This is a genomic window from Halomonas sp. TG39a, from assembly GCF_000744395.1.
GTDB lineage: Bacteria > Pseudomonadota > Gammaproteobacteria > Pseudomonadales > Halomonadaceae > Vreelandella > Vreelandella ventosae_B.
In genome coordinates this window covers 3,481,657-3,502,769 of record NZ_JQLV01000001.1, presented here as the reverse complement: position 1 = coordinate 3,502,769, position 21,113 = coordinate 3,481,657, and the positions used below count along the sequence as shown (strand labels likewise).

General features: G+C 54.1%; 20 protein-coding genes. 8 read left to right on the top strand and 12 right to left on the bottom strand.

All coding sequences use genetic code 11. The annotated features are described in order from the left end of the window. Window positions 1-25: 25 nt before the first annotated feature. A complete protein-coding gene (gene hexR / locus U738_RS15710) occupies window positions 26-877 on the bottom strand; it encodes a transcriptional regulator HexR (protein WP_009286287.1) in 852 nt (283 codons plus the stop codon). Between the two features lie 326 nt (window positions 878-1,203). Between hexR and U738_RS15705 the strand changes: the two genes are divergently transcribed. Next, window positions 1,204-1,419, top strand: a complete 216-nt coding sequence (locus tag U738_RS15705) for a PA3496 family putative envelope integrity protein (RefSeq protein WP_022521120.1) — start codon at window positions 1,204-1,206, stop codon at window positions 1,417-1,419. An 88-nt stretch (window positions 1,420-1,507) separates the two neighbouring features. Here the strand turns inward: U738_RS15705 and U738_RS15700 are convergent, their stop codons facing one another. The 7 genes from U738_RS15700 to U738_RS15670 form a co-directional block, all read right to left on the bottom strand. After that, window positions 1,508-2,851, bottom strand: coding sequence for a sodium-dependent transporter (locus U738_RS15700; RefSeq protein ID WP_035582207.1), 1,344 nt, complete (start codon window positions 2,849-2,851; stop codon window positions 1,508-1,510). Window positions 2,852-3,006: 155 nt separating this feature from the next. After that, window positions 3,007-3,861 carry a DUF72 domain-containing protein gene (locus tag U738_RS15695; RefSeq protein WP_035582205.1) on the bottom strand — a complete coding sequence of 285 codons (855 nt, stop codon included), beginning with the start codon at window positions 3,859-3,861 and terminating at the stop codon, window positions 3,007-3,009. A gap of 140 nt (window positions 3,862-4,001) precedes the next feature. Beyond that, window positions 4,002-4,796, bottom strand: coding sequence for an IclR family transcriptional regulator domain-containing protein (locus U738_RS15690; RefSeq protein ID WP_035582203.1), 795 nt, complete (start codon window positions 4,794-4,796; stop codon window positions 4,002-4,004). An 84-nt stretch (window positions 4,797-4,880) separates the two neighbouring features. Continuing rightward, entirely contained in the window at window positions 4,881-5,543 is a 663-nt protein-coding gene (locus tag U738_RS15685) for an HAD family hydrolase (RefSeq protein ID WP_035582200.1), read from the bottom strand. Between the two features lie 74 nt (window positions 5,544-5,617). Continuing rightward, window positions 5,618-7,120 (bottom strand): tripartite tricarboxylate transporter permease, encoded by a 1,503-nt coding sequence (locus U738_RS15680; protein ID WP_035582197.1) that lies wholly within the window; start codon window positions 7,118-7,120, stop codon window positions 5,618-5,620. Window positions 7,121-7,141: 21 nt separating this feature from the next. Beyond that, window positions 7,142-7,618: a tripartite tricarboxylate transporter TctB family protein gene (locus tag U738_RS15675; protein WP_035582195.1), complete on the bottom strand. Its 477-nt coding sequence runs from the start codon at window positions 7,616-7,618 to the stop codon at window positions 7,142-7,144. Window positions 7,619-7,676: 58 nt separating this feature from the next. Beyond that, window positions 7,677-8,678, bottom strand: a complete 1,002-nt coding sequence (locus U738_RS15670) for a tripartite tricarboxylate transporter substrate binding protein (RefSeq protein WP_035582192.1) — start codon at window positions 8,676-8,678, stop codon at window positions 7,677-7,679. Window positions 8,679-9,146: 468 nt separating this feature from the next. On the opposite strand from U738_RS15670, the gene U738_RS15665 reads away from it, so the two are divergent. The 7 genes from U738_RS15665 to hglS all read left to right on the top strand — a co-directional run bounded on the left by U738_RS15665 (window position 9,147) and on the right by hglS (window position 16,407). Continuing rightward, complete coding sequence (locus tag U738_RS15665) at window positions 9,147-10,991, top strand: bifunctional sugar phosphate isomerase/epimerase/4-hydroxyphenylpyruvate dioxygenase family protein (RefSeq protein WP_035582190.1); 1,845 nt, start codon at window positions 9,147-9,149, stop codon at window positions 10,989-10,991. Between the two features lie 29 nt (window positions 10,992-11,020). After that, window positions 11,021-11,191 carry a hypothetical protein gene (locus U738_RS23250; RefSeq protein ID WP_197671963.1) on the top strand — a complete coding sequence of 57 codons (171 nt, stop codon included), beginning with the start codon at window positions 11,021-11,023 and terminating at the stop codon, window positions 11,189-11,191. Then, window positions 11,188-11,637, top strand: a complete 450-nt coding sequence (gene aroQ / locus U738_RS15660; RefSeq protein WP_035582188.1) for a type II 3-dehydroquinate dehydratase — start codon at window positions 11,188-11,190, stop codon at window positions 11,635-11,637. Before U738_RS23250 ends, aroQ begins: the two co-directional genes overlap by 4 nt. Window positions 11,638-11,908: 271 nt before the next feature. Continuing rightward, window positions 11,909-12,895 carry a Bug family tripartite tricarboxylate transporter substrate binding protein gene (locus U738_RS15655; RefSeq protein ID WP_022521133.1) on the top strand — a complete coding sequence of 329 codons (987 nt, stop codon included), beginning with the start codon at window positions 11,909-11,911 and terminating at the stop codon, window positions 12,893-12,895. Window positions 12,896-12,967: 72 nt separating this feature from the next. Further along, window positions 12,968-13,474, top strand: coding sequence for a tripartite tricarboxylate transporter TctB family protein (locus tag U738_RS15650; RefSeq protein ID WP_022521134.1), 507 nt, complete (start codon window positions 12,968-12,970; stop codon window positions 13,472-13,474). 27 nt (window positions 13,475-13,501) lie between these two features. After that, window positions 13,502-14,998, top strand: coding sequence for a tripartite tricarboxylate transporter permease (locus tag U738_RS15645; RefSeq protein ID WP_022521135.1), 1,497 nt, complete (start codon window positions 13,502-13,504; stop codon window positions 14,996-14,998). Window positions 14,999-15,045: 47 nt separating this feature from the next. After that, window positions 15,046-16,407, top strand: coding sequence for a 2-oxoadipate dioxygenase/decarboxylase HglS (gene hglS, locus U738_RS15640; RefSeq protein ID WP_035582185.1), 1,362 nt, complete (start codon window positions 15,046-15,048; stop codon window positions 16,405-16,407). A 41-nt stretch (window positions 16,408-16,448) separates the two neighbouring features. Here hglS and U738_RS15635 read toward each other — a convergent pair whose 3' ends face one another. The 4 genes from U738_RS15635 to U738_RS15620 all read right to left on the bottom strand — a co-directional run bounded on the left by U738_RS15635 (window position 16,449) and on the right by U738_RS15620 (window position 21,087). Continuing rightward, entirely contained in the window at window positions 16,449-17,192 is a 744-nt protein-coding gene (locus tag U738_RS15635; protein ID WP_051912793.1) for an SDR family NAD(P)-dependent oxidoreductase, read from the bottom strand. Between the two features lie 51 nt (window positions 17,193-17,243). Continuing rightward, window positions 17,244-18,194 carry an AEC family transporter gene (locus U738_RS15630; protein WP_035582182.1) on the bottom strand — a complete coding sequence of 317 codons (951 nt, stop codon included), beginning with the start codon at window positions 18,192-18,194 and terminating at the stop codon, window positions 17,244-17,246. 131 nt (window positions 18,195-18,325) lie between these two features. After that, window positions 18,326-19,204 (bottom strand): shikimate dehydrogenase family protein, encoded by an 879-nt coding sequence (locus U738_RS15625; protein ID WP_051912792.1) that lies wholly within the window; start codon window positions 19,202-19,204, stop codon window positions 18,326-18,328. Next, window positions 19,201-21,087: a bifunctional sugar phosphate isomerase/epimerase/4-hydroxyphenylpyruvate dioxygenase family protein gene (locus U738_RS15620; RefSeq protein WP_050712808.1), complete on the bottom strand. Its 1,887-nt coding sequence runs from the start codon at window positions 21,085-21,087 to the stop codon at window positions 19,201-19,203. The genes U738_RS15625 and U738_RS15620 overlap by 4 nt, the downstream gene beginning before the upstream one ends. Between the last annotated feature and the right edge of the window lie 26 nt (window positions 21,088-21,113).

Sequence of the window (21,113 nt, the reverse complement as noted above, 5' to 3'; positions counted from 1 at the left end):
AGCTATGGCAGCGCTAAGAAGCTAATTATTCTTCAGGAAAGCGCAGCGTATTAAGGCTCTTTTTAACCGCTTTGAGCTGTTCGGCGAGTTTCGGCCCGCGGGTTTTGGCCACGCCGACGGCAAGTACGTCAATCAACACTAGATGGGCAATCCGCGAGCTAAGCGGGGTGTAAATCTCGGTGTCTTCATGGACATCGATATACAGCGGCAGGCTAACCTCTTCGGCGAGCGGCGAGCCGCTGGGGCACAGGCCAATGACTGTCGCGCCCGCTTCACGAGCCAGGCGCACACTGGCGACTAACGCTTTGGTACGGCCTGTTTGTGAAATTGCCACCACCACGTCGCCATCATTCAACGTCACTGCCGACATATTCTGCATATGTGGGTCGGCGTAGGCAGAAGTGGAGATCTGCAGGCGGAAAAACTTGTGCTGGGCATCAAAGGCCACGGCACCGGAAGCCCCAAAGCCATAGAACTCGACCCGGTTGGCCATCGCCAGGGCGTTAACTGCACGGCCCAGGGCGTCGTTATCAAGCCGGTCGCGCACTGAGAGCAGCGTGCCCACGGTCGAGTCAAAAATACTGTGGGAAAACTCAGCGACCGAGTCGCTATCATTCATGGAAAACTGCGCGAACTGACTGCCGCTGGCCAGCATTTGCGCCAGCTGTAACTTGAAGTCCTGAAAGCCATTGCACCCCAGTGCACGGCAAAAGCGCACCACGGTGGGTTCGCTCACGGTGGCTTCGGTGGCTAAATCCACAATACGCATGTGGATAACCTCTTCTGGGTTGCGCAGTACAAACCGCGCCACTTTTTGCTCGGAGCGTCGAAAGTGCTCCATGCGGCGTCTCATTTCATCGAACAGGGCGCGACTCACGTTCAGCTCCTTGGGTGCTCAGCCAGCAGGTAGTCAACAGTACGCCAATATACGATCGTTTTAAACGACCGTTTCTGCCTATCTGCTCACTGTAATGCTTCGTAGTGCTTCAATGTGGTATTTACAGTATGCCTCAATGAGTCCATAGGGCCACGAACTATTAGGCAGCGTTCCAACAGCGTTTAAAGGTCGTTAGTCAGTTTTTTTAAGATTGGTCATCATTTTGTCAAGTAGGGTATAGTAATAATTGAAGTGCCGCACTGCATCATAACAGTCGTCACGGATGCAGGTGGACGAAGGCATATTCATCTGGAGGAACGTCGATTATGAGAAACGTCGAACGAATCACCTCGGTTAAAAGCGAATTGCTCGACATCTTTATGAGTATGGAAGTCGATGAGCACGCTCAACGCCAGCGCAGCGCTGCCCAACGCAGCTTAAGAGCGCGGCGAGGTATTGAGCTTCATCGTGAGTTTCAAAAGTTATCGCGGGATATCGCCCCCTTGCCCGATGAAGATCGGCAAGAGAGCGAATTGCACTAAGTTTTAGGATGCCAAGAGGTTAGGGGCGCAACTATTATCTGCGCAGAACCACGCTGCCCTGCCGGTTAGTTAGCAGGGCCTTGGTGGCTTAGATTAGCCCTGTTACGAACACAGCAATAACGCCAGCGGGCGCTACATAGCGTGCGATGATGTTCCATACACTCTTGCCGGTCGCTGAAAGGCCCAGCTCGTCTTCCACGCTGTTGCGCTCCAAGCACCAAGCGGTGAACAGAATCGCCCCCAGCCCCGTTAGCGGCAGCATAATTTTGCTGGTCAGCGTATCCAGTAGGTCAAACACACCTAATCCAAACAGCAGCGGTTCGCTCCACACGTTAAACGATAGCAGCGCCGCAATACCCAATAACCAAGCACCCACACCGGCCACAATGGTTGCGGTGACACGGCTTAGCGGCGTACGCTCTTCAATAAACTCCACCACTGGCTCCAGCAGTGAAATCGCCGACGTTAATGCCGCAAACGTCAGCAGTAAAAAGAACATCAATCCCAGCAGTAAACCTCCATCTATATTGCCAAAGGCCAGCGGCAGGGTCACAAAAATCAGCCCAGGGCCCGAAGCGACATCCAAATTATTAGCAAATACAATCGGGAAGATGGCTAAACCAGCGCCTAATGCGATCACGGTATCCATAATGATGACCGTGCGGGCGGTTTGTAGCAGGTTGATATCTTTGCCCAGGTAAGAGCCGTAAGCCATCATGATGCCCATGCCCAGCGAGAGCGTGAAAAAGGCATGGCCCAAGGCGGCTAGCACGGTTTCTGCTGTGAGCTTGCTCCAGTCCGGGTTGAACATATACGTCAACGCCTCGCCAAAGTGGCCGGTTGTCATGCCGTAACCGATCAGCACGACCAACAGCAGTGCGAGGACTGGCATCAGAATGCGTACAGCGCCTTCAAGGCCTTTGGTAACGCCGCGGGCGACAATGCCAATGACCAGCAGCATAAACACGGAGTGACCCAGCAGTAGCAACCCAGGGTTACTCAACATGCCATTAAACAGCGCACCAATGCCATCGGCATCTTGACCGCTAAAAGCGCCACTCACCGAGTTAACGGTGTAATAGAGCGACCAGCCACCAATTACGCTGTAAAACGACAGGATCAAAAAGGCCCCAACAATCCCGCTGATGCCCACGATGGCCCATGCTTTAGGCTTTTTCGCCGCGCGTGCCAGTTCAGACATGGTGCTGGCGGGGTTCTTCTGGCCGCGACGACCCAATAGCCACTCGGAGACGAGAATGGGCAAGCCAATCAGCGCGATACAGAGTAAATATACAAATACGAAAGCAGCGCCGCCGCTTTCACCCACCATATAGGGAAACTTCCAGATATTCCCCAGACCCACCGCTGAACCAGCGGCGGCCAGCACAAAGGTCATCCGCGATGACCACTGCGCATGTGCAAGCTTCGCCATACATCACCCATTAAGTCGATTGTTGTGTAAGTCACTGCGTGCGGTGCACGCTAGTTTTCGGAAAGAAGCGTTATTGCCAGCGTACTTTTCCGAAAGTAAGCGCAATTTATCCGATCAAAAGCCTGCATGCCAGTTAGCTGACCTAAAAAGGTGGGTTAAAACAGCTGGCTTTGCTTTTCTTCGGCGAAGGGGCCAAGTGGGGGTAAAGGCGTCACTTCTCCGAGCGCGTTATAGAGTAAACGGGCCAAGTGGGGAGACTCGCGATTATCCGCAGTATGCACAAATAAGAAAGGGGTTTTCCCCTGATTTATCCACAGCTTTAGGCGGGCTTTCCAAGCAGTGAAGTAGCTGCTATTAATCGTTTTGTCAATATGGCCAATAAAGCGAATCACCGGATAATTTGCCGTGGAAAGCACGTGTAGCGGGAGTTTCGGCTTTTCTTGCTGAGCGTGGGCCAGGCCCATATGACTATTGGCCGGGGTTGAGAAGAGCGGGCGCACGTCGAGCATTACGCGGTTGGCCGAATAAGTTATCAACAGGCGGTTAAGGGCTGTTTCGGCGGCTCCTTTGTGGAAAAACTCAGGGTGGCGAACCTCGACTGCACAAGGTAGATGGGCAGGCCAAGCCGCGAGCAGCGCTTCAAGCTGAGGAAGCTCTTGGGGGCCGAAATCCCGCGGTAGCTGCACCATGGTTGGCCCCAGGCGATCATGAAGCGGTTCAAGCGCGGCTAAAAATGCCCAGGCATCCGCTAATCGCGTTAGCCGTTGATCGTGGGTTACGCTGGCCGGTAATTTAAAACAGAAACGAAAGTGGGGTGGAGCCTGGCGCGCCCAGGCGGCAATGGTCTCCGGCTTTGGGGTGCCGCTATAAAAGGTTGTATTGCCCTCAACGCTGGAAAACACAGCCGCGTAATCGCTTAACAGCTCGGTTTTGGCATGGCGTGGGTAAAGGTTGCCCAGCCAGTCTTGATTGGCCCACATGGGCAAGCCTAGGTAAAGTGGAAGCGTCATGGGAGCCAGCCTACGTCAACAAAATCAAGCACTAATGTAACAGGTTCAGAAGCTTGCCCGCTAAGCGCAGAGGGGGCTTTTGAGCAGTTAAAGATGCGCCAGTAAGCCTTGCGTGAACAAGCGCTGGCGCACTAGGCGAGTTAGCAGCTAATAGTGGTGCGGATAAGACGTGCTTTGGACTGAAGCAGCGGTAAGTACTCTTTGAGCAGCGTGTCTAAATCGATACGTGCCGCATTGGTACTAATGTTGATGGCGCCCAACAGTTTGCCGTTGGCATCAAACGCCGGTACCGCCAGTGAGCGCAAGCCGGAATCAAGCTCTTGATCGGCAATGGCGTAGCCTTGCTGGCGCGCCTTGTGAATACACTTTTTAAGCTCGATTTTAGAGGTAAACGTTTTACTGGTATAGCGTTCTAACGTTAGACGCTCTAAGTAGGCATCCAGTTCTGCTTCTGGAAGCTGAGCGAGCAGAACGCGGCCCATTGAGGTATGTGCTGCTGGCAAGCGCGTCCCTACCGATAGCGTAATGGCCATCAGTCTATGGCGCGCCGCTGAACGGGCTACATAGATAACTTCATCGCCATCCAGTACGCCTAAGGAAGATGACTCACCACACTCGTTGGTGATCTCCTCCAGATACTGCTGAATAGCGCTGCGGTAATTATTAGCAGACAAAAATGAGTAACCCAGTTGAAGCACCCGCGGCGCTAGCTCAAAGTAGCGCTGCTGTTTGCGTACATAGCCTAACGCGTGCAGCGTGAGCAGAAAGCGCCGGGCCTTGGCCCTGTTCATGCCAGTGCGCGCGGCCACTTCGCTAAGCGTCATGCGTGGATGGCTTTCATCAAAGGCTAAAATCACTTCCAAACCGCTTGCCAGCGCTGTCACGAAGTCGCGGTCATCGGGGGTTAACATTTCATCCAGAAGCTGCTCTTCCATCGGTGTCCACTCATCGGAATAGGCGTAAATTTAAAAGACCAATATAGCATATTGTTCGAATAGCGAACATATATGCGCTGATCGCTATAGTAGGTTGAGAGCTTGAACCAATGTGCAGAGGTCTTTAATCGTGACAACATCGTTTGGGAAGGGAGATTGAGCGGGATTCGCCGTGACACCAACAAACAGCGTTCCATTTGATCGTGCGGCGCGATAGTCATTATACGAATCGCCAATCATTACGGCGGCTTTCGGTGCCAGTTGGTGCCGGGTTAGTAAGTTGCGCAAGCCTGTGGCCTTGTCCGGGGGCGCCCCCACTACCTCTTTAAAGTAAGGCGCCAGCTGACGCTGCTCCACAATGGCCGTGAGTTCCTGCTCGGGTGTGGCAGAGAGTAGATATAGCAATCGGCGGTGGTGCCAATCGCTTAAAAATTCTAGCGCTCCAGGAATGGGCGGTGCGGCCAGTAAGCGCTCTTCGACACTATCTTTAAATTGCCTGCAAAGCGCCTGAATACGCGCGTCACTGGCTCGTTTGCCCAGGATGTGCTCTTCAATATGGCGAAACTTGACCTCTCTAGGCTGGCCGCCGCGACGGCTAAGGTAGGCCACGATGGCACGGTAATCAGCTTCCGGCGCTTGACAGTATACGTCGGCAAACGCCTGGCGTTTTAGGGTTGCTGAGTCGAGAACAACACCATCGAAGTCAAACACCAATGCATAAGAAGGGATCGTATTGTCATCACTCACGGAACTACTCCGCTGGCTCGGTTCCAAGCAAAAAACGGCACTATACCCAGGCGGTAAGTACCGTTATACGAACGTTAGCTACGTTTGAAGCGTGAATATAACCAACTTTTGAGGGGAGTATTACCTAGTAAAACCAGCACAATAACGGAGGTAAGTACCAACGAAAGCGGATTGATCACCAGCGCGAGTAGGAAGTCTGCACTGCTGTCACCGACCGATGACATGGCCTGCCGGTAAGACTCATCCAGCAGCGGGCCAAGGATGACGCCTAGAATAATCGGGCCCATCTGAAAGCCAAACATCTTCAGCCAGTAGCCCAATATGCCAAAGCCTAGCATCCAATAAACTTCTGTCATGCTGCTGTTAAGCGAGTAGGTACCTACCACACACAGCACCAATATCAGCGGGATCATAATCGCTTTGGGCACTTCAACAATCTTTGAAAAAAGCTTAATACCGGTTAGTCCAAAGATGAGCAAAAAGATATTGGCCAATGCCAAATTGCCGACGGTAAACCAAAAGATATAGGGTGTTTCGATCATCAGCATCGGACCTGGATTCAGGCCATGAATAACCAGGGCACCGATAATCACGGCGGTGACCGCGTCACCCGGCATGCCGAGGGTAAGCATAGGTACGTAAGCGCCACCCACTGCGGCGTTATTGGCGGTTTCAGGTGCCACAAGCCCTTCATAGGCGCCTTCGCCAAAAGGCACTTCAGGGTTTTTAACGGTGCGCTTGGCGTGATCATAAGCAAACAGTGACGCAATATCGCCACCGGTACCGGGGAGCGCGCCAACCACGACGCCGATAATAGAGGTACGTAAAGAGAGCGGTAAGAACTTGAGCACCATATTAAGAGGCGGAACGATCTTATCGACGTTCTGTTTAACGGGCACTTTGGCCATATTGTGCAGCTGGTAAAACGCTTCCGCGACGCCAAACAGGCCAATCATGACCACCACGTAATGAATCCCGCCCAGCAGTTCCATACTGCCCATGGTGAGGCGTGGCTGGGCGGTTACCATGTCCATCCCGACCAACCCAATAGTGGCACCCAGGGCGACAGAGAAAATACCCCGTGCGAGCGATTTACCTGATAGCGAGCTGACCAGTAGCAAGCCCATGACGGCGATTAAAAAGTAGTCGCGGGGGGCAAATTTAAGCGCAAGGTCGGCAAGGTGTGGGGCCGTGGCTGCGAGTACGGCAACACCAATCAAGCCACCGATCACCGACATTACGGTACTCAGGCCGATTGCTTTGCCCGCTTCACCTTTTTGGGCTAGCGGGTAGCCGTCGAAAGCAGTGGTGACCGCTGATGGGGCACCAGGAATATTGAGCAGGATGGCCGTGCGCGAACCGCCGTAAACGCCGCCGACGTAAATGCCCACCATCAGCGCTAGCGCGTTATTAATGTCCCAGGAAAACGTAAATGAAATCAGAATGGAGACGGCCATCGTAACCGAGAGGCCGGGAATAGCGCCGATGTAAATACCGGCGATAACGCCCAGGGCAGTTAAGCCCAATAGACCTGGATCAAGCCAAGCCATGAGCAGATAGGAGAAGGTATCACTCATTGGATGCCTCGGGGTTCATTATCAAGGAAGATAGACACGAAACACTATCGTGAAAAGTACATAAATTACCGCAATGGCAAGCGAAGCAATCACTAAAGAACTAATGATTTTTCCTTGACGATAATAAATGAACATAGCGGCTAAAAAGATAAAGGTGCTGACATAGAAGCTTGTCCATACGATAGCTACCAAATAGAGCATCGATACTATCGAGAACACCACAATATGAGTTTTAAAATGCTCATGTAAAAACACTTTAAACTCTTGGCTAGCGCTGTGAATTTGGGGATCTCGCTGCTTGCGCCGATGGCTGAAGAGAATGGCTATTGAGGAAGCGAGCATTATCAAGGCGAGCCCGACAGGAAATGAGCCAGCGGAGTTCAGCTGCACCCCATTATCGATACGATAAGCCTCGTAGAGGACGCCGACACTAAACAGCAGAAGCAACCAGTCAAAGACCTTTTCTCCCGCCCGAACGCGCTCAATTTTTTTAGTCATACAGAGACTCCAAGGGGACAGGTGGTAATCCTGTCCCCTAAGTCATAGGAAGATAGCGTTAGGGGCGTGGAATACCTAACTCTTCTGGAGATTTTTCGACCGCATCCGCTTCGAACATTGACCACGCTGTGACGGATTGCCAGTTATCCAGGTATTGCTGCGCTTCTTCGCCGTTGAGGTTGAGCGATTCGCCACCAAAATTAGCCAAGAACTCTTGGAAACCATCGCTGGCAACGGCCTGCTCGTAAGCATCTTCCAAGGTAGCTTTTACGTCATCGGGTGTATCTTCACGCACAAAGACACCCCAGAACGGGCCCCAAGGCAAGAATGAATCAAGCTCTGGGATAGCATCGGTGATCGGCGGAACGTCCGGCAGATCCTCCAGTTCTTCACTACCCAGCACGGCCAGGCCCTTCAGGCGGCCCGCGCGGATTTGTTCGGCCACAGCAGAAAGACTTAGCGGCATAAAGTCGATATGTTCACCCAGCAGTGCCGTAACACCAGGTCCATCTCCACCGAAGGTCACTGTGCGAACATTAAGTTCGTCGACAGAGTTGATCATTGCGTGAATCGTACTGGGCAAGCCACCGGCACCGGTACCGCCCATTTTGAGCTCGTCGGGGTTTTCGTGGGCGTACTCAAGCAGCTCAGCGAAAGTATCGAATGGGCTATTAGGATGGGTAGCGATGACAACCCGGCCCTGGCCGATAATGTTGATAGGGTACATATCATCGTAGGTGAAATCGGCTAAGCCCATCAGTGGGTAGAGCTGGGGGTTCTCCGCACCAAAAAGGAGGTTATAGCCGTCAGGGCGCTGGCGCATGACATGGTTCATGCCAATCACGCCGGTACCACCAGGGCGGTTGGTGAGAACAATAGTGGTATCCAGAACCTCTTCAACATGGGGTGTCAGGCTGCGTACCACGTTATCGGTGGCGCCCCCGGCTCCCCACTGAATCGTGCCTTGAATGTTACGATCAGGGTAATCGGCGAGGGCTCCACTAGCGACTGCCAAAGAGCCGATAGCGATGGCCAACTGGGTGAAAAGTGGCTTAGTCATTATGTTTATCCTCCAACAAATTATTATATTAGTGCTGCTATTGGCGATATTAGTTCGCCTTACGAACTTAAGTGCTTAGGGCGAACACTAGAGGTCGGTATGGCGGCTGTCAATCAACAAGCCTTCGTATAAGACCAAGGTTGAATAGTGTGCGATGGCTGATACAAAGCAATGTGAAGCGTGCTTATTTAGCCGGTGGCAATAGCAGTATGAATGCATTAGCCGTTGTGTCTATTCACAATAAACCCCTCTAGCATTCGCATAGTAAAGGAGTGCGCTAGGCGTATTATTAGTAGTATAGCGAACAGGTTGCCACACACCCTACGTTATCGTGCATAATGCGAACTAAAGAACGCTATGCGAACAATTGGCACCTGCACTGAAAGCCATTGGCTCAGTTATAGCGACACATAATATCGTCGTAGTGCTAGAGCGCATTTGCTTGAGAGCACTACCTGGGAGGATGCTATGCGCGCAATTGCTACTGTTTGTCTAAGCGGGGACCTGCGGACGAAGCTGGAAGCCATTGCCCGTGCCGGTTTTGATGGCGTAGAAATATTTGAAAATGATCTGCTCTCCTTCGATGGCTCACCGCAAGAAGTACGTGCGCTATGTGAGCGTCTTGGGCTGGCGATTGTTGCCTTTCAACCGTTTCGCGATTTTGAGGCAATGCCAGAACCTCAGCGCAGCCGTAATTTGAAGCGCGCCGAGCGTAAGTTTGAACTGATGGAGCAGCTAGGCACGGATTTTTTGCTGGTGTGTAGCAATGTATCCCCCCAGGCCATGGACGATATGGATCGCGTAGTGGCCGATTTGCGCGAACTTGCTGAACTGGCAGCAAAGCGTAATATTCGGGTGGGGTTTGAAGCGTTGGCCTGGGGGCGCCACATCTCGGACTATCGCGATGCGTGGGAAGCCGTGCGCCGCGTTGATCACCCTAATTTGGGCATAGTGCTCGATAGCTTTCATATTCTCTCCCGTGGTCACGATCTCTCAGCCATCGGCAAAATCCCTAAACAAAAAATCTTCTTCGTCCAGGTGGCCGATGCGCCGCTACTGGATATGGATGTACTCCAGTGGAGTCGCCACTTCCGCTGCTTCCCCGGCCAGGGGCGCCTGCCGCTGAAAGCCTTTATGGCTGAGCTTGCCAAAACCGGTTACGACGGCCCGCTGTCGCTGGAAATTTTTAGCGACGCCTTCCGCGCAGCGCCAACTGAAATCACTGCTCTAGATGGTCTTCGCTCGCTAATTTTGCTCGATAACCTTATTGAGGATGGCCCCTGGGCAAGCCCTATTCCCCCGGCACCCAGCTATAACGGCATCCATTTTATTGAGTTTACCCTTGATGAAGAGAGCGCCGCGCCGCTGGGCGAGTTTATCGATGCACTGGGCTTTCGCCATGTGGGCCGCCATCGCTCCAAAAATGTCGAACTCTGGAAGCAGGGCGAAATTCACTTAGTGCTCAATTTTGAAACGGACAGCTTTGCCCATACTTTCCGGCTGCTTCACGGTACCTCGGTGTGTGCGGTAGGTTTCCGTGTTGATGACGTTGAGCGCGGGCTGGCCCGTGCCAAAGCCTTTAAGGCACAGACATTCCGTGGCCAGGTGGGCGAAGGCGAGATGGAAATCTCAGCGCTTCGGGGTATCGAAGGCAGCCTTGTGTACCTAGTGGATGACCAGGCCGCTGAAGACTTGCAGTGGCGAACCGATTTTGAACTGTTTGACCAAGAGAGCCGCAATGAGGCTGGTCTTGCCCGGGTCGATCACCTCTCTTACGTACTCCCCGCGACGCAGCTACTCAGTTGGCAGCTCTTTCACCGCACTGTGTTTGGTTTCAATGCGGCCACGGAGAACGAGATTATCGACCCAAGGGGCATGATGATCAGCCAAGCGGTGATTAGCCCAGAGCAGAGTATTCGCATCCCGTTGACGGTTTCACAGGCCCAGGATACCCAGCCAGGGCGTTTTCTGAGCGAGTTTCGCGGTGGCGTGCAGCAGATCGCCTTTGAGAGCCACGATATCTTCGCCACGGTGGATGAACTCCAAGCGCGGGGTTTGCCGCTGCTGAAGATTCCGCAGAATTACTACGACGATCTTGAAGCGCGTTACGGGCTGGAAGAAGAGCTGTTAGAGGCAATGCGTAAACGCAATATTCTGTTTGACCGCAACGACGAAGGCGACTTCTTCCACGCCTATACGGAAACTTTCTCGGGCCGATTTTTCTTCGAAATCGTTGAGCGGCGTGGCGCCTATCAGCAGTTTGGCGCCGCTAACGCGGGCATTCGCTTGGCCGCTCAGGCCGCCCAGCGCTAATTAGCAACACGAAATCATCGTGGAGAACAGTGACCGAATTTATTTGCGCGGTAAAGCAAGCGGGCACTACGGCGGTTAGCGGTGTTAGCCTATTTGTGTTTCAAGGCGTCGACGCCTCCAAGCGCGCAGCGGCTGATCAGCAGTCCGCTACGCTATTTGCCCACTACCATCGTGAACTGCTCAAGGAAAACGATACATGAGCCAAGGTAAAGTGTTAGTGCTGCACGGCCCTAATTTGAATCTGCTCGGCACTCGCCAGCCGGAAATCTATGGCTACGAGACCCTGGAAGACGTCAATAACGCGCTGCGGGAAAAAGCCGTTATGGCTGACTGGGAGCTTAACTGCCTGCAGAGCAACCATGAAGGCGCGCTGATTGACGCTATTCATGCGGCACGGCTGGATGGCACTCAGGCGATTATCATCAATCCCGCTGCCTATACCCACACCTCGGTGGCTATTCTGGATGCGCTTAACGCTTTTGAGGGCCAGGTTATCGAAGTGCATATTTCTAATGTGCACAAGCGCGAAAGCTTCCGCCACCACTCCTATGTATCGCTGCGCGCCGATGGCGTTATCGCTGGGCTGGGAACACAGGGATATCAGGCGGCTTTAGACGCCCTTATGAAGTCGGCAAGCACTTCATAAGGTGAGACTTCAATAACGGGGAAAGTTGTTATGGCGTAGCCGGAAGCTGTCAGCGATGAGAATCCTGCTGCGCCCTATGAACATCTGCCAACTCTAATATATAAAGCAGTGTCTGTTGATTAGCCTATTAAGTTAAATACACTTTAGTTTCAGTTATTTATACTAAAGTCGTGTTTTTTATGACTAAAGTAAAAGAGTAATCTCGTTGTATGTAGCGCGAATAGATGTACGAAATGCGAACATAAAAACAAAGCAATAATAGGAAGTTAAAATGAAAAAAATCTTTGCCGCAACCTGTCTCGCCGTTTGCAGCAGCGCCTTGGCTCTCGGTCTCACTGTTTCCTCCGCTAGCGCCAATGAGTGGCCGACTAGCGATATTCGCCTGGTCGTTCCTTATGCGCCGGGTGGCACTACCGACGTCTTGTCCCGTCGTGTTGCTGATCTCCTTCAGCAAGAACTCGATGCCAATGTCATTGTAGAAAATCGCCCAGGCGCGGGCTCCACTGTCGGCACTGGCAGGCTGGCCCGCGGTGGCCGTGATGCTGACCACACCATCCTGATGGCATCCCCAGGACACACGATTGGTGCCGCGATTTACCCAGACCTGGCCTATGACCCCGTTGAAGATTTTGTCTTTCTACAAAATATGATCGATATCCCCAATGTCATGGTGGTGCCCGCAGACAGCCCCTATGAGAATGTTATTGAGTTTATCGAAGCTGCGAAAGAAGACAACATGACCTTCAGCCACAGCGGTGTAGGTAGCTCCATTCATATGTCGGGTGAGTTATTCAAAACGCTGACCGAAACGAATATGACGGCAGTGCCTTTTGCGGGTAGCGGCGCGGCGCTTCCTGCGTTGCTGAGCGGCGATGTGGATGTTTCGTTTGAGAACATGCCAGCGGTGCTCTCGCACATACGTTCAGGTGATCTACGTGCGCTGGCGGTTACTTCTGCCGAGCGTTCCGAGTACCTTCCCGATGTCCCGACGTTGTCAGAAATCGGTGAATATAACCTCGACCAGTTCATCACGACTGCCTGGTTCGGCCTGATTGCGCACAGCTCCTTCCCTGAAGAGGCCCAGAGCACAATGCGAGAAGCGCTAGCCAATGTCATGGAGCGCGAAGAGTTTCTGGATTTCGCCGAACAGCTGGGTGCTGAGCCGGGCCAAGTGGCCGGTGATGAGTTCAAACAGTTTATCGCCGATGACCTGCAGCGCTGGGAAGAGGTTGCCGAGCAGGCTGGTATCAGTCAATAAGTTCAGTAACCCCCAATAAGTTAAGGCGAGGGCTATGTCCTCGCCTCTCTTATTTGTTAGGAGAAGGCAGCGATGACGACATCGGATTCCCATCGCAGGGTGAAGATAAAGGACATCGGCGATGTTATAGCAGGCGTTGTCCTGCTGGGATTTGCCCTTGTGCTGGTCTTTTACCTGGTACCCAACTACATCAATGAGCCGCCCATTCTGCAAAACCCGATGATGTCGCCCCGCTGGCTGCCTACGATCGTGGGTTGGTTGATTTTGCTGTTTTCCATTCTGCTCATCCTCCAAGGCTTACTGGTAACAGGTGCTCGCGAGGAAGATGAGCGAGCGATTGAAAAGGGCTCGCCGCGGCGTTTCTTTATGATGGTCGTTGCGTTAGTGATCTACGTTGCCCTGTTTGAAACGATGGGCGCGGTGTTCTGTGGCATCCTTGCAACGCTCGTCTTGTTTGTGGCCCACCCTGTGCGCACATGGTGGGTGTATAGCTTGGCCTTCCTGTTTCCCATCGTCGTTACATTCTTATTTGTTGAAGTGATGAATGTACCGCTTCCGATAATGCCGTTTTGGCTCTGATTGACTGATTCTCGTACTAGGTGAGCTATGGAAAATTTTTCGGAAGTCATACACCTATTCTTTACCCTGGAGAACTTCCTGGCGATCGCCGTGGGGGTTGTCATCGGTGTGGTGGTGGGTTCGATCCCAGGATTAACCGCGACAATGGCGGTGGCATTAGCGCTGCCCTTTACCTTCTCAATGCAGCCGATTGCCGCCATCTTGCTGCTGGTGGGGATTTACAAAGGGGGGATGTACGGTGGTTCGATTACGGCGATCTTGATACGCACGCCAGGCTCTCCTGCTTCTGCCTGTACGCTGCTTGACGGCTATCCCATGGCCCAGCAGGGGCATGCGAAGAAAGCCCTCAAGGCGGCGCTATACTCTTCGGTTATCGCCGATTTTATCTCCAACATCGCGCTTATCTTCTTTGCCGCTTATCTGGCTAAGATCGCGCTTAATTTCGGCGCCCCGGAATTTTTCTGGCTGATCTGCTTCTCGCTGACCATTATTATTTCCTTGGCCAGTGGCTCGATGATTAAAGGCTTAATGGCGGCTTTGCTGGGCATTCTGCTTTCCATGGTAGGGCTTGACGATGTCTTTGGCTCTCAGCGGTTGACCTTTGGCAGCTACAACTTAATGGATAGCATCTCCTTTATTCCTTTGTTGATTGGCCTGTTCGCCATACCGGAGATTATTGAGTTTTATCGCAAAAAAGCGGTGCCGCATATTAAAGCTAAGGCCAGTGGTGCTGGCTTGGCGTTTTCCGAACTGAAGCGCTGCATGTCGAGCATCGTACGGGGCAGTTTAATTGGGGTCATCATCGGCGCGATACCGGGTACTGGCGCCACCGCGGCGGCGTTTATTTCTTACAGCGATGCGCGTAGGCGCTCGCCTAATAAGGCTAATTTCGGTAAAGGTGAAGTCGAGGGTGTTGCGGCCGCGGAGGCGGGCAATAATGGCGTCGCGGGCGCTACCATGATCCCTCTGCTCTCGTTAGGTATTCCTGGTGATGTGATTACCGCGATTATCCTCGGCGCCTTTATGGTGCATGGTTTGACGCCTGGCCCGCTGATGTTCCAAGAGAACCTATCACTGATCTATGCGCTGTTTATGGGCATCATGCTCAGCTCCGTTATTTTGCTGGTGGTGGGTAATGTGGCAATTAAGTACTTCTCATTAATTGCTGATATTCCAAAGCCGATTCTGTTTCCCATCGTCCTGATGTTTTGCGTATACGGCGCCTATGCGGTCAATAACGATACCTTCGATGTTGGGTTGATGTTGGCCTTCGGTGTGCTGGGATATATCTTCAATCGGGCGGCGATACCCGCAGCCCCTTTTCTGATCGGTTTTATCCTGGGTCCGATGTTTGAAGATAACCTGCGCCGCTCCCTTTTAATCGGCTCCAATGACCTATCAATTTTTGTACGTGGCCCGATTACTTGGTTCTTTATCGCCCTGACAGTGGGCTCGATTGGCTTGGCGTTTTATCGCTTTTGGGAGGCGCGCAGGAAGCGCCCTATAACGTCTAAGACCTCCTAAACCGCTAAGGCTTTACAAACATTTGAATGTGACAAGAGAACAAGTCAATGAGTGACCACTTTTATAGTGCCGATCGTATCCGTGACCGCTTTTCCCAAGCGATGTCCGATATGTATCAGCAAGAGGTACCCCAGTACGGCACGCTGCTCTCGCTGGTGGCGGACGTTAATCGAGAGGTCATTGAGCGCGATGTCAGGCTAGCGGACACGCTCACTGCAAACGGTGAGATGGAGCGGTTGCACGTTGAGCGACACGGCGCTATCCGGGTGGGCAGCCCCGAAGAATTGGCGCTGTTGCGCCGCATGTTTGCCGTTATGGGCATGTTCCCGGTGGGTTACTATGACCTTTCAGTCGCTGGCGTGCCTGTTCATGCAACGGCGTTTCGTCCCATTGACGATGAAGCCCTGAAGTTAAACCCTTTCCGTTTGTTCACGTCGTTACTCCGGCTTGAGCTCATTGCGGATGCCGAGCTGCGCGATCGGGCGGCGGCGATTATAGCGTCGCGAGAGATCGTCACCCCGCAGGCCGTCGCCCTGATCGAACGCTTTGAGGCTCAGGGTGGGCTCAACGAAGCCGAGGCCGAAACCTTTGTGGTTGAGGCGCTGGAAACCTTCCGCTGGCACCGCGATGCCACTGTCGATTTAGCGACGTATCAAGCGCTACACCAAGAGCATCGCCTGATCGCGGATGTGGTCTGCTTCCGCGGGCCGCATATCAACCACTTGACCCCGCGAACCCTGGACATAGACGCGGTGCAGCAGCGTATGCCGACAAAAGGTATTACCCCGAAGGCGATTATTGAAGGGCCGCCTAGGCGCCACTGCCCGATTCTATTACGGCAAACCAGTTTTAAAGCACTGGAGGAGTCCATCTACTTTGCGGATGAGGCAGAAGGCCAGCATACGGCGCGCTTTGGTGAAATCGAGCAGCGCGGGGTTGCCTTGACCCGTAAAGGGCGAATGCTTTACGACCAGTTGCTGGCTGCCTCACGTCAGGGCGAGCCAGCCGTTTCTAATGCTGACCATCAAGCTCATTTAGCCCAAGCGTTTGTTGAGTTTCCTGATGATCAAGACGCGCTGCGCCGCCAAGAGCTGGCCTTTTTCCATTACCGTGCAGTGCCGGGGGCTACCACGGCAGAGGACGCCACTAGCGATAACATCGAACGGCTTTTAGCAACGGGTGCGCTGGTGGCAACGCCCATGATCTACGAAGATTTTCTACCGGTGAGTGCGGCGGGCATCTTCCAGTCTAACCTGGGCGATGGGACGCGCGATGAGTACAGCAGCCATTCCAGCCAGCAGACGTTTGAGCAGGCCCTGGGCACCGCCGTGACGGATGAAATTGCGCTGTATGAGCGTCGCCAAGCCAACTCGCTGGCCCAGGCGCTTGCCGAGCTGGGCGGCGCATAAGGGGGAGTATTCCTGCGCTGAGCGCGCAGCCCTTGGTTGGCCTATCCGACCGTAACACCGCCGCAAACAAACAGCGTTTGGCCGGTCATAAAGCCGCTTCGGTCGTCGCAAAAGAAGCTGACGGCCTGGGCTACGTCTTCGGGCTGGCCCATACGCTTTAACGGAATATTATCGATGATGCGACGGGCGCGCTCAGAATCGGGAGGATTATTCTCCCAAAAGGCACTGGTAGCGATGGGCCCTGGGGCAACGCAGTTAACCGTAATGCCGTGTTCCGCCAGCTCCAACGCCCAGGTTCTCGCCATAGACTGCAGCGCTCCTTTCGTGGCGCTGTAAATGGTGCGCGCCTCTTTGCCGAGCACCACGCGGCTGGCATTGATGACGATGCGCCCCATACCGGCTGCTTTCATGGAAGGCAGCAGTGCCTGTGTGCATATCAGCGCCGAGCGGACGTTCAGGTGCATTAATGTGTCGAAGTCTTCAAGCCGCGTCTCTTCAAGCAGCGCGGGGGCGACAATGCCTACGTTATTGATCAACCGGGTCACCGTATGGCGCTCGGCTATTTTCGCCATCACCCGGCGAGAGGCATCGGCATCGGCAAGGTCGACCAGGACGGCATCAGCTTGCAAAGACGCTGCTTCCGGCTCAACAATATCCACCACGATAACCTGGTAACCCTCCTGCTGGAGACGCAGGGCAATGGCTTGGCCGATGTTTCTAGCCCCGCCGGTCACCACGGCGCAGTGATGCTGAGATGTTCTGCTTTGATCAGAGTGTGGATGCATTTTTGTTATCCTTGGCGGTCATCAATCTTTGTTTTTGTATAAACCCAAACGTTAAAACGTCATCAGTCCCGACATCGTCATCAACCAAATTATTAGGCTAAGCGTAAAGAAGGAGGCGATAGTCGCCACCAGCAGAGCCGCCGCGCTCACCCCGGCTAAGCCATAGCGCTGGCCGAGTAGGGGGTAAATGCTGATCAACGGTGCGGCAGCAAACAGCAGCGCACCGGCCATATAAAGTGGGTCGATACCTGGGACAAGATAAAAGGCGATGAATATAGCCAGCGGGTGAAAGAGGAGTTTGCCGGCCACTATTTGGCCAACGTCCCTGGCCATTCCTTTTACCTGCAGGCCAAATAGCGCCCCGCCAATGACGAAAAGCGCCGCAGGGCCAGCTGCATCGGCTAGCATATCAATGGCTTTAAACAGCGGGCCAGGTATCTGTACGTGGGATACCGCGAGACTAATGCCGACCAGTAAACCAATCAGCACCGGATTTTTGATTAGGCTAAGCGCTGTGTGTTTGACCGTCTTCCATACGCTGGAACCTTGATGGCTGCCCATTTCAGCTAAAATCAGCGCGGCGGGAATAATAAGCAGGTTTTCAATGACCATATTCAGCGCCAAGAGTACCGCCGCTGGGGAGCCAATGACCATGGCCGCCACCGGGTAGCCGACAAAGCCACTGTTGGACGCAGCCATACCTAGGGCCTGCATGGCACTGGCGTTAAGGGGCTGGCGCTGTCGTTTTAAGCAGAGCAGCAATCCCCCACTGAACACGGCGATAGAGCCCAGGCCGTAAGCCACCAGGTAGTTGAGCTTGAAAATCTCTTCCAGTGATTGCTGGTTTAACGCACGAATCACTAGCGCAGGCAGTGCGCAGTAGAGCACGAATACGCCGACTCCCTGCATCTGCTCACGCTGGATAATGCCGCTCCATCTCGCTATATACCCTAAACCAATCAGTAGGAATATGGGGGTGGTAATACTAAGAATAGCGAGCATCTGTGCCTCTTCAGCGCATGAAGACAAATAGTTATGTTCGAATGGCGAATAACTGTACGTTATTTTGCCAGAACTTTACGATAAGAGCTTCACGATCAGAACTTCACGACAAGCGCTTCGAGGCCCGAACGTTATGATACGGAGCGAGCAGAAGGCGTGACGAGCTGTTCTATGTAGTGTGTACGTAGCGGTATCACATGCGGGTCGATCTGTTCGGGGGCGATACAATCCGCGGTGAAAAAGCGAAATGCATCCACGCCCTGAAACACAAACAGATCAACACCCGAAAGCGTTTTGGCGCCCGCCTGGTGGGCGGCGTTTAACAGCTCGGTGTGAGCGGGGATGTAAACCGCATCAAAGACCCAGTGCTGATCGCTAAGCCCGCTGGTATCAATGGGGCAGCCAGGGTGGTTGATGTGGCCAATGGGTGAGCAGTTGACCACGCCCTGCCAATGCGGCAGTTCTCGCTGTGCCTGTTCAGCCGTTACGCATGCCGCGTTAATACCCATGGCGTTAAGGTCATGGCAAAGGCTTTCTGCTCGCGAGGCATCGTGTTCGAGAATGTGGATATGACTCACGACAAGCTCCCCCAGCGCACACGCCACTGCGCGGCCCACGCCCCCGGCGCCGATCAACAGCACATCGCCTGCGGACTGACTGCCGAAGGAGTGACGGTAGGCGCTGATGAAACCGGTGTAATCGGTGTTTTCAGCGCGCAGACCGTCAGCGTCAAACAGCAGTGTGTTGGCGGTGCCTACCCGTCGTACGCCTTCGCCGCGAATATCAGCCAACTGCGCGGCTTGTTCCTTGAAGGGAAACGTAACGTTGGTTCCCCGGTAGCCCTCGGTACGCAGCTTTTGTATGGCGTTGGGAAAGTCAAAATCTGCTACCCCCAGGCTATCAACTAAATCGTAGCGTACTGGCTCGCCTAACGAGGCACCCAGGCGTTCGTGTAAATCCGGGGATTGCGATTTGGCAATGCCTTCCCCTACCAGTCCGAGTTTGATCATGCTTGGCTCTCTCCTGTGTCATGGTTTGGCGTTTTTTGAGCAATGCCATCAATTTCTGCTTCTAGACGCTGCTGCGCGGTGACGCGCACAAAGGCATTTGGCGCGCCAAGCCCTTGGTAGCCATCACGCTGCACTAGCTCAAAGAAGAACGCCTGGCGGCCGGGCTGGGTATATAACTGATAGAAGTCGCCGTTGCTGTCTTGATCAAAGAGTATGTGGTGCGCCTGCATCCATGCTTGGGTTTGCGCAGGAAGGTCAACGCGTGCGGCCAGGTCGCGGTAGTAGTTACCGGGAATCGGCAGCACCGGAGTGCCCGCCTGCTGAAGCGCTGCACTGGTGTCGCGCATGGAGTTGGTGCGCAGGGCGACATGGTGAATCCCCGAGCCGCCGTACTGGCGCACGAAACGGTTACTGGCAGTATCCGGCGAGGCACTGGCGTTAAGTGCCAAGCAAAAGCGGCCATTGTAGTTTTGCAGCACCTGGCTCTGGATCAACCCGCGGGGGTCGGTGACATCGAAGGAGGGCGTTGGCGCCAGCTGAAAAATAGCGCGGTACTGCAGCATCAGCGAGAGGTAGTCGTGGTAAGAGAGCGCTACGCTGATATGGTCGATATCCACCAACGCCCCCTGGGGGACGGGCTGAACATCGACAGTGAACTCACGATCCCAGGTACGGCTTATTTGTGAGTCGTCAATAATATAGGAGAGGCTGCCATCCACATTGCGCAGTGCACTCATACGGTGGCTGGCACCCACCTCTTCGGGCTCGACAATATCGTAGCCCAGCTTGTCTGCCCGCTTAAACGCTTCATAGGCGTTGCCCACACGCAGGCCAATGGCGGTGATGGCAGTGGCATCGCGACCCGGTACTCGGCCAGTGAAGTTCGACTCGGTGTTGAGCACCAGATTAACGTCGCCCGCGGCCCAACGCTCGGCGTTGAGCGTATGGTGGCGCCCCACGCAGGCCATACCCAGTGCGCTGAGCAACTCGCGCAGCGGTGCTAAATCGGCAGGCTCAACGGCGATTTCCAGAAAGGCGACCGACTCAATCGGCTGGGGCGCGGGAATGCCGCTTTCACTCTGCATGCTGCGCAGCAAATTGTACGAGCGCAGACCGTCGCGGGCGGTCTGGTCGCTGTGGCCCATGCGGAAGACATCGTTAAAGATTTCGTGGGAGAGCGGGCCGTCGTAACGGGTCTCCTCCAGCATGGCCATAAACTTATCCATCTGCAGCTCGCCCTGGCCGGGGAAGCAGCGGTAATGGCGGCTCCACGACAGGTGATCCATAGAGAGACGCGGCGCATCAGCGGTCTGAACTAGAAAGATGCGATCCCCGGGGATGCGGCCAATGGTGCCCAGCTCCGTCTGGCGGGAGAAAATATGGAAAGTATCCAGTACCAGCCCCACATTGGGGTGTGCAGCGCGGCGCACCACTTCCCAGCTGTCGCGGTAGTCGTGAATGTGGCGGCCCCAGGCCAGCGCCTCATAGGCCACGCGCAGGTTACGCCGCGCGGCACGCTCGCCGAGCTCATAGTAGTCATCGGCGGCGCGGCTTAAACCCGGGAGTGAATCAGGGTGGACGGTACTGCACGCCATAAGTAGATCTGTGCCGAGCTCCTCCATCAGGTCAAACTTATGCTCGGCTCGGTCGAGCGCCCGCTCCCGGGCGCGCCCCTGCAGGCCTTCAAAGTCCCGAAACGGCTGTAGGGTGACCAGCTTAAGGCCGCGGGAGCGAATCAGCTCGCCGGCCTCCCGTGGAGTGCCAGTAAATGCCGTTAGGTCGTTTTCAAATAGCTCAAGCCCCTCAAAACCAGCCTGGGCGATGGCGTCTACCTTCTCTTCCAGCGAGCCGCTTAGGCAAACCGTAGCAATGGATGAGTACATGGCATCACGCTCCTTGCATTGAGGAA

Coding starts and splice junctions, on each gene's coding strand:
- U738_RS15705 (WP_022521120.1), top strand. CDS start 1,204: ATGAGAAACGTCGAACGAATCACCTCGGTTAAAAGCGAATTGCTCGAC.
- U738_RS15700 (WP_035582207.1), bottom strand. CDS start 2,851: ATGGCGAAGCTTGCACATGCGCAGTGGTCATCGCGGATGACCTTTGTG.
- U738_RS15695 (WP_035582205.1), bottom strand. CDS start 3,861: ATGACGCTTCCACTTTACCTAGGCTTGCCCATGTGGGCCAATCAAGAC.
- U738_RS15690 (WP_035582203.1), bottom strand. CDS start 4,796: ATGGAAGAGCAGCTTCTGGATGAAATGTTAACCCCCGATGACCGCGAC.
- U738_RS15680 (WP_035582197.1), bottom strand. CDS start 7,120: ATGAGTGATACCTTCTCCTATCTGCTCATGGCTTGGCTTGATCCAGGT.
- U738_RS15675 (WP_035582195.1), bottom strand. CDS start 7,618: ATGACTAAAAAAATTGAGCGCGTTCGGGCGGGAGAAAAGGTCTTTGAC.
- U738_RS15670 (WP_035582192.1), bottom strand. CDS start 8,678: ATGACTAAGCCACTTTTCACCCAGTTGGCCATCGCTATCGGCTCTTTG.
- U738_RS15665 (WP_035582190.1), top strand. CDS start 9,147: ATGCGCGCAATTGCTACTGTTTGTCTAAGCGGGGACCTGCGGACGAAG.
- aroQ (WP_035582188.1), top strand. CDS start 11,188: ATGAGCCAAGGTAAAGTGTTAGTGCTGCACGGCCCTAATTTGAATCTG.
- U738_RS15655 (WP_022521133.1), top strand. CDS start 11,909: ATGAAAAAAATCTTTGCCGCAACCTGTCTCGCCGTTTGCAGCAGCGCC.
- U738_RS15650 (WP_022521134.1), top strand. CDS start 12,968: ATGACGACATCGGATTCCCATCGCAGGGTGAAGATAAAGGACATCGGC.
- U738_RS15645 (WP_022521135.1), top strand. CDS start 13,502: ATGGAAAATTTTTCGGAAGTCATACACCTATTCTTTACCCTGGAGAAC.
- hglS (WP_035582185.1), top strand. CDS start 15,046: ATGAGTGACCACTTTTATAGTGCCGATCGTATCCGTGACCGCTTTTCC.
- U738_RS15635 (WP_051912793.1), bottom strand. CDS start 17,192: ATGCATCCACACTCTGATCAAAGCAGAACATCTCAGCATCACTGCGCC.
- U738_RS15630 (WP_035582182.1), bottom strand. CDS start 18,194: ATGCTCGCTATTCTTAGTATTACCACCCCCATATTCCTACTGATTGGT.
- U738_RS15625 (WP_051912792.1), bottom strand. CDS start 19,204: ATGATCAAACTCGGACTGGTAGGGGAAGGCATTGCCAAATCGCAATCC.
- U738_RS15620 (WP_050712808.1), bottom strand. CDS start 21,087: ATGTACTCATCCATTGCTACGGTTTGCCTAAGCGGCTCGCTGGAAGAG.